The 15,154-nt window shown below is 46.8% G+C and carries 11 protein-coding genes; 2 read left to right on the top strand and 9 right to left on the bottom strand.

What is annotated here, in order from left to right:
- Positions 1-29 precede the first annotated feature (29 nt).
- On the bottom strand, positions 30-1,430 hold the full coding sequence (locus ACI4J0_RS02160) for a polysaccharide deacetylase family protein (protein WP_439764171.1): 1,401 nt from the start codon (positions 1,428-1,430) through the stop codon (positions 30-32).
- Positions 1,431-1,470: 40 nt separating this feature from the next.
- Positions 1,471-3,174 (bottom strand): EpsG family protein, encoded by a 1,704-nt coding sequence (locus tag ACI4J0_RS02155; protein WP_439764170.1) that lies wholly within the window; start codon positions 3,172-3,174, stop codon positions 1,471-1,473.
- 234 nt (positions 3,175-3,408) lie between these two features.
- Between ACI4J0_RS02155 and ACI4J0_RS02150 the strand changes: the two genes are divergently transcribed.
- Complete coding sequence (locus ACI4J0_RS02150) at positions 3,409-4,857, top strand: extracellular solute-binding protein (RefSeq protein ID WP_439764169.1); 1,449 nt, start codon at positions 3,409-3,411, stop codon at positions 4,855-4,857.
- A 153-nt stretch (positions 4,858-5,010) separates the two neighbouring features.
- Here ACI4J0_RS02150 and ACI4J0_RS02145 read toward each other — a convergent pair whose 3' ends face one another.
- Entirely contained in the window at positions 5,011-5,196 is a 186-nt protein-coding gene (locus ACI4J0_RS02145; protein ID WP_439764168.1) for a hypothetical protein, read from the bottom strand.
- Between the two features lie 154 nt (positions 5,197-5,350).
- On the opposite strand from ACI4J0_RS02145, the gene ACI4J0_RS02140 reads away from it, so the two are divergent.
- A complete protein-coding gene (locus ACI4J0_RS02140; RefSeq protein WP_439764167.1) occupies positions 5,351-8,092 on the top strand; it encodes a glycoside hydrolase family 3 protein in 2,742 nt (913 codons plus the stop codon).
- A gap of 39 nt (positions 8,093-8,131) precedes the next feature.
- Here the strand turns inward: ACI4J0_RS02140 and ACI4J0_RS02135 are convergent, their stop codons facing one another.
- The 6 genes from ACI4J0_RS02135 to gltX form a co-directional block, all read right to left on the bottom strand.
- Positions 8,132-8,422, bottom strand: a complete 291-nt coding sequence (locus ACI4J0_RS02135; RefSeq protein ID WP_432651204.1) for a hypothetical protein — start codon at positions 8,420-8,422, stop codon at positions 8,132-8,134.
- A gap of 174 nt (positions 8,423-8,596) precedes the next feature.
- On the bottom strand, positions 8,597-10,057 hold the full coding sequence (locus tag ACI4J0_RS02130) for a DUF4340 domain-containing protein (protein WP_439764166.1): 1,461 nt from the start codon (positions 10,055-10,057) through the stop codon (positions 8,597-8,599).
- The gene (locus ACI4J0_RS02125) at positions 10,058-11,671 is read right to left on the bottom strand and encodes a Gldg family protein (RefSeq protein WP_439764165.1); all 1,614 of its coding nucleotides are present in this window, start codon (positions 11,669-11,671) and stop codon (positions 10,058-10,060) included.
- 28 nt (positions 11,672-11,699) lie between these two features.
- The gene (locus tag ACI4J0_RS02120; RefSeq protein WP_439764164.1) at positions 11,700-12,407 is read right to left on the bottom strand and encodes an ABC transporter permease; all 708 of its coding nucleotides are present in this window, start codon (positions 12,405-12,407) and stop codon (positions 11,700-11,702) included.
- Positions 12,407-13,495, bottom strand: a complete 1,089-nt coding sequence (locus ACI4J0_RS02115) for an ABC transporter ATP-binding protein (protein ID WP_439764163.1) — start codon at positions 13,493-13,495, stop codon at positions 12,407-12,409. The genes ACI4J0_RS02120 and ACI4J0_RS02115 overlap by 1 nt, the downstream gene beginning before the upstream one ends.
- 191 nt (positions 13,496-13,686) lie before the next feature.
- A complete protein-coding gene (gltX, locus tag ACI4J0_RS02110) occupies positions 13,687-15,150 on the bottom strand; it encodes a glutamate--tRNA ligase (RefSeq protein WP_439764162.1) in 1,464 nt (487 codons plus the stop codon).
- Between the last annotated feature and the right edge of the window lie 4 nt (positions 15,151-15,154).

Raw genomic sequence — 15,154 nt, 5'->3', positions numbered from 1 at the left:
ATTTAATCTGTTTCTAATCTTTCTAATATTCAGAATTTAACCTCGTCCGCCGTATCCACCGTTTCAAAGGTGTAGCCCTGTCCCCTTATGTAGTCGATAACGTCCTGCAGATATTCGGGTGTCAGCTCCAGAGAATCGTGCATCAAAACCACCTCGTGGTCCGCATTTATGCTGTCGCGGATATTCTCAAGGCAGCTGTCATATGTAGCGGAAGATGAAGCATCAGCAGTAGCAGCGTTCCAGTCATAGAACGCAAATCCCCTCCTGTCCATCTCGGCAATGATATCATCGGCAGTGTCACGGTTAAAATTATTGTAGCTTCCCCCGGGGAAACGGAAGCACCACGGCTTCTGACCCGTGACCGCGTAAACCTTTCGGTAAACTCTGGCAAAATCCTTAAGCCAGCTTTCCGTTGATGAATAAATTCCGTCATAATCGTGGGACCAGCTGTGAAGCCCCACCGTGTGACCCTCGTCAGCTACCTGCCTTAAAATATTCTCCTTGCCCTCAATACACCAGCCCGTAATGAAAAATGTAGCCTTAATGTCATTTTCCCTGAGTATCTCAAGTATCTGCGGCGTGTATTTTGAAGGGCCGTCATCAAAGGTAAGATACGCAACCTTCCCCTCGGTAACGTAATACTCAGCCCTTTCGGCAGAAAGCCCGTCATAGCTCTCGCCGTCCTCAGTCATATTGTTGTAAAACCTGTCCGTCTCAATGTATCTGAGCAGCTCATTCCAACCCTCGGGAGAAACTCCCCCATCAGGGTCAACAAACTCATTAAAAAGCCTTCCGTTATCACCGCAGACAAAGGAAACGTCCTTGTAAATGAAATATTCATCGGGACTTGAGCGCACCCACATATGAAGAGACTCATTGTATCCGGAAATATCTCCCTCGGGAGCATTTTCATCTGAAAAGGGCAAAACGCTCAGAGGAATGACCATGCTTTCGGGAGAGATATCACGAAGCTCTTCACCGAGCTCAAAAAGCTTGCTGCCGTATTTTTCCGCCGAAAGGCTGTCAAGCAGCGCCCTCTCCGTAAACAGGAGATATATGTACGGCTTGCCGGCGGCTTTGACCAGCTCTCTCACCGTTTTTCCGCCGACCTCGGCAGAAAGGATATCATCGGGTCCCGCTCCGGGAACGGATATAACATTTTCCTCGGTAAGCAGCCCGCAGCTTACCGCCTTGCCGCACTCCCCGTCCCCGATAATAAGAACATCGGAAAGGTAACTGCCTTCATTTTCCTCGGTAAGAGGCGAAAATGTCACAGGAACAGAAGTCTCCTCCTCAGTAACAGTTTCAGAGACATCGGTAAGCTCCTGATAAACAGCAATATAGCTTTCCCTCTCTTCTTCTCCGCTGTCCTGACCGCAGCCGGCAAGAACAAGAGCGCAGGCGGCAGCAGCCATAATTTTTTTATTCAAACTTCTCACCTCGAAAATTTAAGATATAGTACGATATAAATTATTCCTCAATAAGCAGCTCACCGTAAAAAGCAGTAGTATCGGTACCGATATAATCATATCCCGTTGTGTCATAGGTCTGAGCCGCAGCGATCATTTTAAGTTCGTTATCAAAAACAGCAAAATTCAGTCCGTTCAGATTAGGAGTAAATCCATCATCACCCACATAGACCTGACCAATCTGCTTTTCTGCCCGCAAGCCGCCGCTAACCGCCGTAATAAAGACAGAATTATCGCAGATCGCAAGCTTTTCCTCGATAACATCATCGGAAGTCTTTTCAAAAACGACCTTTCCGCCGCTGACAACACCGATATAGCTCTGCCCGTCCAGCTTATTAAGATCGGTTTTAAATCCGAGCTTTCTCAGAAGCAGCTTAGCGGAAAGATCGAGGGAACTGCCCGCGTCTCCGTTAACACAGATAACTGTGGTATAATCGCCCTTATTTATCAGGCTCAGATACTTCTGAAAGGACTTTGCAGGGAAAATTTTGCGGTAATCCGTCCGAAGCTGCTCACTTGAATATTCCGAAGCAGCATCAAAAACCGACTCGTAAGGGAAAACGCCGTGTACCCCCTCATTTATACACATATCGTTATAGGAAAAAGTCATGAGCAGAACGGCACCGGTCAGAACAGTCCATAAACGCTTTCCGTTTTTCAGCGCAAAGCTCAAATAGCTTTTTATAGTGCCTTCCTTGACCTGTTCTTTAAAATGGGAGCCTTTCTGAACGGCAGGCTTAAATCTTATCTCTTTAAAATGGCACATCATCTCGGGAATGCTCAGAATAATAAAGATATAGATCGGCAGAGTGAAGCGCTCCAGAATGAAATGCTTAGTGATAAAGAGCCATATCAGGAAATTATAGAACAGGAAATTAGTAAAAACTCCCGCCTCTGAGCATTTGTCCTTCCAGCCCGAAAAATATGCTGCAAAGCCCAGCACCATAAACAGAAAAGGAACTATCAGAAATGCCCGTGACAAGCCAACATTAAGAAATATCGTATCCAGATACTCGGAATAACCGCTGACCACCTTTGTAAGGAGGAAGCGGAGCAGCTTATCGGAAAAAACAAATACCGGAACCGCCGCCGCTCCGACAGCCGCGTAAAGCTTTGCCGAAGGCTTGATAAGAGACATAAGGTAAACAGGGATAAATATCAGTACGGACATATGAAAAAGGGAGCCTGCCAGCGCGAGAAGAATGACCGCCCAATGCTTTTTTTCCTTGATAAAATAATAACTCAGCAGAACAATGGAAGCCGCAAGGCTCTGTCTCGTAAAATTAAGGGAATTGTAAAAAAATGTCACAGTCAGATAAAGCCAGCAGGACAGCCAAGGCATTTTGCTGTATTTAACGATCACAAACGCCACAGGGAAAAGGATCAGGAGTGCCATAATAAAATTCAGTATCAGATAATCTCCGCCGAGGAGCCTGGCGATCTCCATAATAACAGTGTATCCTATCTCAAACCTTCTGTCGGCAAATCTTTCCGGGAAGCTGAGACTGCTTGAGCAAAGCTCGTAAAAGAAGAGCCGGTAATTATAAAAATCATTGCCTATGCCATAACGGAAAACCGACATCAGAAACATATACCCGAAAACAATGCATACATATATCGTATTCTTTTTCTGAGACGGCTTTCTTATGCATAAAGGATATGCCAGTCCGAGAATGAGCGCCATAAGTATATAGTAAACCGCCATTTAAACTGTCCTTTCGTATTATCCGATACAATATGATTTAATTATACCATATCTGCGTTATTCCGTCAATGTCAATACAGCAATTTTTCTTGTCAAAAATAAACAATTTACCCATAGCAAAATGTACATCTGAAAACGTTGACACATCACCCGAATTATGATATAATAACTAAAAGCTATGCTGATATTATTATCACCTGAAACATAAAAAATATTTCTGAAAGGACGATCGCTATGAACAAGCTCAGACGAATTATCGCAGGAGTTTCCGCATTGACGCTCGCAGCTTCCTTTACAGGCTGTGCAGGCGGCTCTGATACCGCAGAGACCTCCGAGACTACAATGGAGACGACCACCGCCCTTACTGTTGAGATCAACACCGAGACTCTCTCCGAAGAGGAGCAGGGCACAATGGATAATGTTGCCGACCTCCTCCCCGATGTTGAGCTTGAGAACAAAAACATAAAGTGGTTCTCATTCTATGACCCCTTCAACGCCTCCACCTCCGGCAATACCAAATCTCTCTCCCTTGAGCTTTTCGAGTCCAAATACGGCGGCTCCATCGAATATATCCCCACCACCTGGGCACAGAGATTTACAGACCTTTCGACCAATATCCTCGGCGGCACAGGCATTGACTTTATCGCAGGCGGCGACCTTGACTCCTTCCCCAAGGGCGTTCCCAACGGTCAGTTTGAAGCCTATGACCGGTATGTTGACTTCGACTCCGAGCTTTGGAGCTCTGTAAAGGAACTTAACGACCAGTTCGAGTTAAAGGGCAAGCATTACCTTATGGCAACTCAGGCAACCGCAGGCGAGGTAGTTATCTACAACCGCCAGACCATCGAGGCACAGGGCTTCGACGACCCTGCCGAGCTTCTTGAAAAGGGTGAATGGAACTGGACAGCCTTCAAGGAGATGCTCCTTTCCTATGTAGACAATGACAGCGAGCAGTACGGTCTTGACGGCTGGTTCAATGAAAAGCCCCTTATGCTTTCGGGCGGAATAGCACCCGTTGAGCTTAAAGACGGCAAGCTTGTTGACAATCTCTTCGACCCCCGCCTTGAGAAAACGATGAATTTTATGTATGAGCTCAACCAGAACGGTCTTGTTCTTGACAAGAACCTGTTCAACTGGTCTGTTCACCCTGAGTTCATCGGTGAAGGCAAGGAGCTTTTCTACATAAGCGGAATTTACGCTCTTGAAGGCGCACCCGATATCTGGACAGTTTCCTTCGGCGACCCCGCAGACGTAATGTTCGTTCCCATTCCCAAGGCTGACGATACCGATAAATATTACCTCCCCGCAGGACTTGACGCATATATGCTCTGCAAGGGCGCACAGAATCCCGAAGGCGTTGCAAGATTTATGGAATGTATCATTGCAGCAAGCTATGACGAAAACGCAGTAGCAATTGCAGATCAGAAGCTCAAGGACGTTTACGGCTGGACCGATGAAATGGTAGAGATGAGACATAAGGTGAATGAACTCACCGCTGAAAATCCTATGTATTCCATTCATACAGGCTGCCCCACCGACCTTTACAACATTCTGGACAGCGGCGAATACGGAATACGCGCACCCTTCTACGGTCTTGACTGGCCCTCTGTAAGAGACTCTCTTGCAGACGCAGCAACCGTGCTCATTGACGAGTTCAATAAGTCTATGGACGAAATGGAATAATTCCATAACAAAATTAATTTAAAAAGGAGCTGCCGCATCTGCCGCAGCTCCTTTGCTTTATTCAAATTATAGCACATTTATTTCAATTTGTCAATAGCCAAACAAAACAAATATTTGATAAATTTTTTATATAAACAGCACATATATGCCAATTCACATATGAGCTATCCTGTCCACATAAGCCTGCATCTCTTTTTTCGACCTGACCGAATGAGTTCCCGCAATTATCTCCCTGCGCTGCACCTCGGACATAGCCGCAAATCTGGTCATCGCCTCGCTGTTCTGCGCCAGCGCCATACCGAAGCCCAGCGGAATATCCTTGCCATTCACGAAATTCATATATCACCATTCCTTTTATTACAATTTTTTCACCAATCTTTATTTATTATTCATTGACCGAAAAAGCCCTTATGTGATATACTGTTTTCGGACAATAAAAACAGTCTTATTTTCACCCGTCACATTTATTTTATTCTGAAAGGAAAATTTTACTATGAGCAAAAAAATACTCGACTGGAATAAATATATCGAAAAATCTGCGGAAACCGTCTCCGAGGGAATAGTTATGCTCAGAAATGAAAATAACGCACTTCCCCTCCCCCGGGATGAAGAGATAGCCGTATTCGGACGTATCCAGCTTCATTATTACAAAAGCGGCACAGGCTCGGGCGGACTTGTAAATGTGAGCAAGGTAGTAGGCGTGACCGACGGACTTATTGAGCGCGGCGTTAAGGTAAACGAGGAGCTGCTTGATATTTACAAAAAATGGGACGAAGAAAATCCCTTTGATATAGGAGCAGGCTGGGGACAGGAACCCTGGTCACAGATCGAAATGCCCGTGGAGGACAGCGTTGCGGCGCGTATTGCCGAAAAATGCTCCACCGCCATTGCAATAATCGGAAGGACCGCAGGAGAAGAACAGGACAACCGCAATGTAAAAGGCGCCTATCTTCTCAGCGAAGGCGAGGAGCAGATGCTCGAAACTGTAAGAAAGCACTTCAAAAAGCTTGTTGTCCTTCTGAATGTAGGCGGCATGATCGATATGAGCTTTGTAAACAAATACTCTCCCGACGCTGTTTTATACATATGGCAGGGCGGAATGGTAGGCGGACTGGGAACCGCAGACATTCTTACGGGAAAGACCGCCCCCTCGGGAAAGCTCCCCGACACCATCGCATACTCTGTTTCAGATTATCCCTCAGATAAATATTTCGGCGATACCGAAAGAAATTTCTATGCCGAGGATATTTATGTTGGCTACAGATATTTTGAGACCTTTGCCCCCGAAAAGGTAATGTACCCCTTTGGCTTCGGACTTTCATACACACAGTTTGACATTACACCTGTTGCATCTGAGATATCTGCTGACAAAGCGAAACTGACCGTTTCCGTAAAAAACATTGGAAGCACAAGCGGCAAAGAAGTAGTCCAGCTTTACGCATCAGCACCTCAGGGCAAGCTTGGCAAGCCCTCAAAGGTCCTCTGCGGATATGAAAAAACAAGACTCCTCGCCCCCTCCGAGGAGCAGGAAATAACCTTTGAGGTAAATTTCTCCGACCTTGCCTCCTATGACGACTCGGGAGCGTCGGGACACCGTTTCTGCTATGTGCTCGAAAAGGGAGAATATAAAATTTTCTGCGGAACAGATGTAAGAAGCTGTGAAGAATATCTCTCCTTTGATATTCCCGAAACAAAAGCAGTAAAGCAGGCAAAACAGGCAATGGCACCGGTGCTGCCCTTTAAACGAATGAAGCCCGTTTCCGAAAACGGAAAACTCACCATTGGTTTTGAGGACGTTCCCCTTTCTGAGATCAACGAGACCTCACGCCGCATAGACTCCCTTCCCTGTGAACTCCCATATACAGGCGACAAGGGCATAAAGCTTGCCGACGTAAGAAGCGACAAGAACGGTCTCTCGGAATTTATCGCCCAGCTTTCGGACTATGACCTGTCCTGCATTATCCGAGGAGAAGGAATGGGAAGTCCCCGTGTAACAGCAGGTACAGCCTCCGCATTCGGCGGAGTAGCTGACGGACTGACAGATAAGGGTATCCCCTGCGGCTGCTGTTCGGACGGTCCCTCGGGAATGAGACTTGACTGCGGCACCAAGGCATTCAGCCTGCCAAACGGCACCCTTATCGCTTCAACATTCAACAAAGCCCTTGTCACCGAGCTTTTCGGATTTATGGGACGTGAAATGTCCGCAAATAAGGTGGACTGCCTTTTAGGACCGGGAATGAACATTCACCGCCATCCCCTCAACGGCAGAAACTTTGAATATTTCTCCGAGGACCCCTTCCTCTCGGGAACCATCGCCGCCGCAGAGCTTATGGGACTTCACTCCGAAGGCGTAACGGGAACCATAAAGCATTTCTGCGGAAATAATCAGGAAACCAACAGACACAACATCGACTCTGCCGTTTCCGAAAGAGCCTTGAGGGAGATATATCTCAAGGGCTTTGAAATAGCAGTTCGCGACGGCGGTGCAGATTCGATCATGACAAGCTATAACGCCGTAAACGGTCTCTGGTCAGCGGGAAACTATGACCTCTGCACCACTATCCTCCGCGATGAATGGGGCTTCAAAGGCTTTGTGATGACCGACTGGTGGGCAAATATAAACGAGCGCGGCAAAGCAGTGGATAAATCAGACTTTGCTGCAATGGCAAGAGCGCAGAACGATGTTTATATGGTCTGCGCAGACGGCGGGAACAACAATGACAATACCCTCTCATCACTTGAAAACGGCACCCTCACCCGCGCTGAGCTTCAGAGAAACGCCGCAAACATCTGCTCATTCCTTCTCGGCACACACGCTATGGACAGGCTCTGCGGCACTGCCGATGAGGTCGAAATAATAAACCGTCCCGATGAAAACCGTTCGGACAGCTCCGAGGAGGTCACATTCTACAAGCTTGACGGCACTCTTGTTATCGACGGCACCAATATCCGGACCGACCGCGGCACCGACTTCATATTTGCACTTGATGTATCAGACCTGGGACTATACCGCATTACCGTTACGGGCAGCTCCGAGCTTAGCGAGCTTGCACAGATACCAGTGACCGTATTCAGTATGGGAACGCCCTGCGGCTCATTCACCTTCAACGGCACAGGAGGACTCCCCGTATCCTTTGAGTGCAGCACAAACTGCTTCTCACGCTTTACCACCATAAGAGTATATTTTGCACAAAGCGGTCTGAAGCTTCACAGCATTAGGTTTGATAAGGCATAATACAAAAAGGCTGCCCGAACCCGGACAGCCTTTAAATTTTTATCTTGAAAGCCATGCATAAGCGATATCAAGCGCCTCGTAAAGACTGCTCTTTTCGCTCTGCTTAATGATAGCCTCAACAGGATTGAGCTTCTCGTCAGTAGCCATTTTGTAGATCTTCACCTTGCTGGCAACATCCAGATCGCCGACCTTAGTTTTCTCCATAATCTGCATCATAATAACATAGGGGTCGTACATATTGCCGTAATAGATCTGGTCGCCTTTTCTCACCAGCGGATAACCCTTATAGGTAAAGAAATCTGTCTTTTTTGTTTCTGCTGCGTCACTCATAGCTGTTCCTCCTTATAAATTAGTCTAAGCCTGCAAATCTTCTTTAAAACATTATAACACAAAAATACAGAAAAATCAAGTAGTTTTTTAACATTTTTATAATTTTTTCCAAAAAGAATTTGCCGACCGAATATAATTATCATAACATATCCCAAATGCGCATTATGTCAGATCTTACCAGGTAGTAACAATTTTTTCGCCGTTCAGAAGGTGCTCTGCATTTTCGATAAGACGGTTTACATAAGCAGTCCTGCACTTGAAGCTGGTCCTGCCGTTGAGTCTGATAATGGATTTTCTGTCGGCAGAATTTATAAATTCTATCTTATCAACCCCGTACTCGTGGCTGATGGTAAGAGTAATATCCGCAGGCTCAGAGCAGTTTTCAAGATACAGCTCCTCAGCAGGCGCGCGAAGGATATACTGATAGAAATCCTTGAAATTATCTACCGTAACATCACTGTCGTCGCACTCAACCTTGAAATCGTCCATTCCGCCGCTGAGAGTGAAGAGAGTGCTGCTGCCGGCGGTCTCTATCTCAATGGTGTTGACAGAGTAGATATAGGTGCTTGTTATCATTGTCATTGAAATATCCAGCGGCATTACAGTCGCCCAGGGAAGGATACTGTAATCGAACATATAAATGATATCAATGCCGTCTGCATAGCAGTACCTGCCAAGAGCCCTGCCGTTTTCATCGAAGTATTCGTTGCCCATAAGCAGATAAAAATCTCCGCCGGTGATATCAAAGCTTACCTCACCGAAGGGGTCAGCAAGACCGTACTGCTCCATTATCTCGTCAGTGGGAGCAGCCACAGCGATCTCGGTGGCAGTAAGGTTGAAAACGCTGTTTATCACGTTGTAGGCTGTGTCGGGATTAAGGTCGAGGCTTACGGGATTTGTCATAACGTGGGTTGAGGAATTGCCGTAGACCGCGTCGGGATCGTCCTGACGGACATCGTATTCAAGCACGATATCGTAATCTATATCCTTGCGCGAGATGGTAATGCTTGTTATTTTTGCATAGTCCGTTGTATCGTCCTCGTCCTCGGGCTGCTTCTGGGTGTAAACAGTCTTTGCAAGGAAATAAAATCTGTCATTGAGGAATATGTCAACATCGGAGCTGTTGACCGCATAAACGGTTTTCTCGCCCTTGAAGGCAGCATAGCAAAGACCGCTTGAGGGAGACTCGTTTCCGATAAGCATCTCCCTGACATCCGAGCCGCCGCCGAAGGTCACAGTGACCTCCGCACGGGGGGCGTCAAGACCGTAGACGGACATATCCTCCGCATTCTCCGCTGCAACCTGCTGAGAGGTAAATGTAGCAGCGCTCGAGCAGATATCATTTACAGCGACAGCACTGTGGGGCAGCCCGATAAAATCCGAAACAAACCAGGAGTTGTCGTTGTACTTTACAACATCATACTCACCCGAGCTGTTTGAAACATGGATATTGTCTATCTGAGCGGGGTCCTTGTCATAAAGCAGCTTTGAGAGGGGGTCGGAAGCGGCGGTGGTCTCGCTGACAGCTTCCTCAGGCTCTTCCGAGCCGCCCGATACATTCAGCAGAATAACAGCGGCTGCAAGAGCGGCAAGCACCACAGCACCGATTATCAAAAGCTTAACATTGGATCTCATTTACTTGCTTCTCCTTCTGATAAATACCACAGCACCGATAATAAGAACAGCAGCGGGAACAGCAATAATAAACAGGATAAAGTATCTGTTTGCGGTACCCTGGTCCATATCGAAGCTGTCCGAGCCGAGGTCCTTGGCAACAATGGAAATACCGCTGTTCTTGCCTGCCATTGTGTTTACAACGGAAACAAAGTAATCGCCGTTGTTGAAATATGTGGTGGAAGTAAAGCTTTCGTCCAGAGTCTCCGAGGAACCGATAACAAGCACATTGCTGAATACCAGATTATTATCCTCGTCAAAGATATGCTTTCTTCCGAGAGCCATTGTGGTCTGAACGCCGTACTGTATACCGGAGGCGTCGCCGTCCTTGATAGCCTGCTGTATCTCTTCGGTCATAATGAAAGCGGTATCCTTTGTCTGAAGCAGCGGAACAGTGCTTCTTGTGTCCTTATTATCAAAAAGGAGCGTAAGGGGTCTGGACTGGAAATCTATTACAGGCAGAGTTGCCGAAGCAAGATTTGTGGAATAATCATTCTCAGCGATGTAATCTCTGATAACATAAAGGTTCTGGCTCTGGAGATTGTTAACATCACTGTCGGCAACAATGCCGTTTTCCACACGGATACCCCATTCCTCAAGGAATGTGTCGATATTGGAAGTAGTCTTCTGACTGTAATCCGCAAAATAGATAAGGCTCTTGCCAAGCTTTCCGCCATTGTCAAGGAAAGCGTAGAGCATATCAATAACGGAAGAGTCATAGTCGTTGAGAGGAGCGTTTATCACAACGATATCCGTTTCCTCGGGAATAGTTCCCGAAAGCGGATCCATTTCGCTTACCTCGTAGCCGTTAGCGGAAAGGAGGTTAAATACGTTGTCATAGGAGGTACCCGAGGTCTCGCTGTTAAATACAACAGCCTTGATGGGGTCGGGGTCGGTGACATACATGATAGCGGAGGTTATCTCCTGCTCCGCCTTTGAGGAAACGGGAACATCGTAATAGGAAAAGCTGCTGTAATCAAACTGTGACTCGGTATTGTAAAGATCCTGAATACCGAAAACCTTGATACGGCCGTTCGCCTCGTTTTCCACGATAATGCTGTACTGGCTTATCTCGCCCTTGTATGACTCCTTGTATCGCTCTGCATAGGTGGGGTCTGAAACCATATCAACGAATTTGAGATTTATATAATCGCTGTAAATGGAATATTTTTTCAGCACCTCGTAAGCCTGCTTGTAGTAAATATACGTAGCAGTCTGGAAGGTAAGCTCGTCGGAGAGACAAACTATATTGACAGGCTGATTTAAGGTCTCGAGATAATCGATAGTCTGCTGAGATATTTCGAAATTGCCGTTGGTGGTAAGGTCGATGGACATATTGACCTTGTTTGAAGCAATGTTAACAATAACGTTGACAAGCACCACTATAGCCACCACGATAATAGTAATGGCAGCGGCAATAGAGCCGTATTTCAGCTTTCTCCTGTTAAAGCCGCCCTTTTTCTTCGGAGCATTTTCTGAAACTGCCTCAGCTTCAGAAAATGTCATTGCATCGGCATTCTCATTCGCAGGAGCGGTATCAGCCTTTATTTCAGCTTCTTTTTTATTCTTAGCCATTTTATACATTCCTTTCAGTTAAAAATCCTCAGCTCCAGCGGCGGCGCTCAAGCACCCTTACCGTAAGGAAATTGAAAACAAATATTACGCTGATAAAGAATACAACGCTTGTGATATTAAGGATACCCTGAGTAAACTCGGTGTATCTGTTATAGAAGCCCACAGCCACCATTGCCTGCTTGAGCGGAGCAAAGGTAACTCTCGAAGCAAAAATGTCGATCATATACAGCAGGAAGTTGATGAGCAGGCTCACAATAGCCGCAACTATCTGTATCTCGGTAAGTGAGGAAACGAAAAGTCCGATGGAAATAAAGGAGGTCCCCACAAGCAGGAGTCCCACGAAATTGCCGATGACAGTCGCCCAGGGAAGATTTCCTGCAAGGCTGTAAAGCACCAGAACATAAGGAACGTAAATCGCCATTCCGATAATGAAAACCGTAGCCGCAGCAAAGAATTTTCCCAGAACTATCTCCGCCAGATTAACGGGAGCGGTAAGAAGTCCCTGGTCGGTCTTCTGCTTCTTCTCGTCTGACATAAGTCTCATAGTAAGAAGCGGTATAAAAAGCATTATTATCATAAATATGCCGAGAAATGCGTAGGACATATCTGTGGTGGCACCCATGATATTGTTGCCCACATAGTAGAATGCGCTTATCGCATAAAAAATAGCAAGGTAGATATATGCGATGGGCGATGTGAAAAATGCCTTCATTTCTCTTTTATAGATAGCACCCATTATTCTTCTCCTCCGTCGCTTTCACTTTCGGTCTCTTCGCTGCCGTCGGATATTTTCATACGGCTTACAGCGTCAGCTGCCATCACAGCTCCCGAGACCTGTTCCATAAGCTCTCTCTGAGTTTTTTCGTCCACAGGCTTTGCGCCCACCTTGACATCGCTGCCCATAGTGATCTTGAGGAATATGTCCTCAAGGGTCATTTCATTTGATCTAAGACCCAGCATATACCAGTTTCGCTCTGCAAGGCGTTTGAAAAGGTCACGTCTGATATCGGAATTTTCTGCGACCTCTATCTCGTAATCATAAATTCCGGGCTCTCTTTCCATCTCGGCGGTAACGTCCTCAACGCCCCTTATGCCCTTGATGAGCTTGATGACCTCTTCACGGGGACCGTCTATCCTTGCTGTGTATCTCAGATCGTCGGAAACTGCCTTGGTAAGATTTTCGGTAGTGTCGTCCGCAACTATCTCGCCCTTGTTTATGATAACGATACGGTCGCAGACAGCCTGGATCTCAGAAAGGATATGAGAGGAAAGAATGACTGTGTGCTTCTTGCCAAGCCTTTTGATAAGATTTCTGATATCAAGTATCTGCTTGGGGTCGAGACCTACCGTAGGCTCGTCGAGAATAAGTATCTTCGGGTTTCCGATAAGCGCCTGAGCCATGCCCACACGCTGTCTGTAGCCCTTTGAAAGGTGCTTGATAAGCCTGTTATAAACGTCTGTTATCTTAACAAGCTTGCACACATCGTCAATGTGCGCCTCTCTCGGTATCCTGCACTTTTTCAGATCGTAAACGAAATTAAGATACTCCTTAACGGACATATCGGGATAAAGAGGAGGGATCTCGGGAAGATATCCTATCTCTTTTTTTGCGGCGGTGGGATTGTCCAGAATATCAATGCCGTTAATAAGAACCTCTCCGTCTGTGGAGGAAATGTAGCCTGTAAGGATATTCATAGTGGTGGATTTTCCCGCTCCGTTGGGTCCCAGGAAGCCCAGTATCTCGCCGTCGTTTACGGTAAAGGAAATGTTGTCCACAGCCTTTTTTGCGCCGTACTGCTTGGTAAGGTTTTTGACCTCTATCATTTTTCAGATCATTCCTTTCTGAGAGCTTTGCCTTTTCATTCAAAAGCCGAGGCAGCAGAAACGCCGCCCCGAAATTGAAAAATCATCAGTATTATATAAATTTTACCGCGTTAATGTGAAAGTCACGTGATAATACAGCGTAAGCGGTGAAAAATGATAATTTTCGATCGCTGTGCGCTGTATTTCATAAATTATTTCTCAAGCTTTGCGATCGCGGCTTTAACTCTTTCGATGGTAACATCTTTACCCAGAACAGCCGCAAGCTCGATTCCGCCGCCGGGGGTAAGGGGCTTGCCCGAAAGCGCAACTCTCAGAGGCCAGAGCATAAAGCCGTTCTTGACTCCCTGCTTTTCGATCTCCGCAAATGCAGCGGCGTGGATATTCTCCTCGTTCCACTCGTCAACGCCTTCAAGAACGGGAAGAAGCATTTTCAAAGCCTCAAGACCCGTCTCGGGATCGGTCTTCATCTTCTTGTTGAAGTAAAGCTCCTCGCTGTACTCGGGCATTTCGTCAATGAAATCCACCTTTTCGGGGATATCGGTGAAAAGCTCGGTTCGGGGCTGGAGAGTATTGATAAGCACGTCGATGTCGATGTCCTCGCGCTTGCAGGTCTGACGGATATAGGGAAGCGCCAGAGCCTTGAACTCATCGTGGGAAAGACGTCTCAGATGCTCGGCATTTATTGCCTTCATCTTCACGATATCAAACACTGCGGGAGACTTGGAAAGTCCGCTTATGTCAAACTCCTCCACAAGCTCGGAAAGGGAGAATATCTCGTTCTCGCCCTTGGGAGCCCAGCCCAGAAGTGCAATATAGTTAATGATCGCGGGAACATAGAAGCCCTTTTCAACAAAGTCGCCGAAATAAGCGTCTCCGTCACGCTTGGAAAGCTTGTGCTGAGCGTCTCTCATAATATGCTCAACGTGAATGTACTGAGGGACCTCCCAGCCGAATGCCTCGTAAAGCAGATTATACTTGGGCGCAGAGGAAAGATACTCGTTTCCTCTTACAACGTGGGTAATGCCCATAAGATGGTCGTCGATAACATTTGCAAAGTTGTAAGTGGGCATACCGTCAGCCTTGATAAGCACCTGATCGTCAAGGATAGTGTTCTCAACGGTGATATCGCCGTAAAGCACATCATGGAAGGTAGTGCTGCCCTCGAGAGGCATTTTCTGCCTGATAACATAAGGAGTACCCGCGTCAAGCAGTCTCTGTACCTCCTCCGCAGGCAGATCGCGGCAGTGACGGTCATACATCATATTCGATACCTTTGCCTCCTGCTGAGCCTTGTGAAGAGCGTCGATCCTCTCCTTGGTGCAGAAGCAGTAATATGCGTGACCCGACTCAACAAGCTTCAGAGCGTATTCCTTGTACAGGTCCATTCTCTCCGACTGAATGTAGGGACCCACGGGACCGCCTACATCGGGACCCTCGTCCCAGTTAAGACCACATACTCTCAGGGTGTCATATATCTTCTCAACAGCTCCCTCAACGTATCTTTCCTGGTCGGTGTCCTCGATACGGAGAATGAAGTCTCCTCCGTATTTTTTCGCAATGATATAAGTATAAATGGCGGTACGCAGATTTCCGATATGCATAAAGCCTGTGGGGCTGGGAGCAAAACGGGTGCGTATTCTCTTTGAAACGTCCATTTTT

Source organism: Huintestinicola sp., from assembly GCF_051882455.1.
Classification (GTDB): domain Bacteria; phylum Bacillota; class Clostridia; order Oscillospirales; family Ruminococcaceae; genus Huintestinicola.
This window is presented reverse-complemented; position numbering and strand designations above follow the sequence as displayed.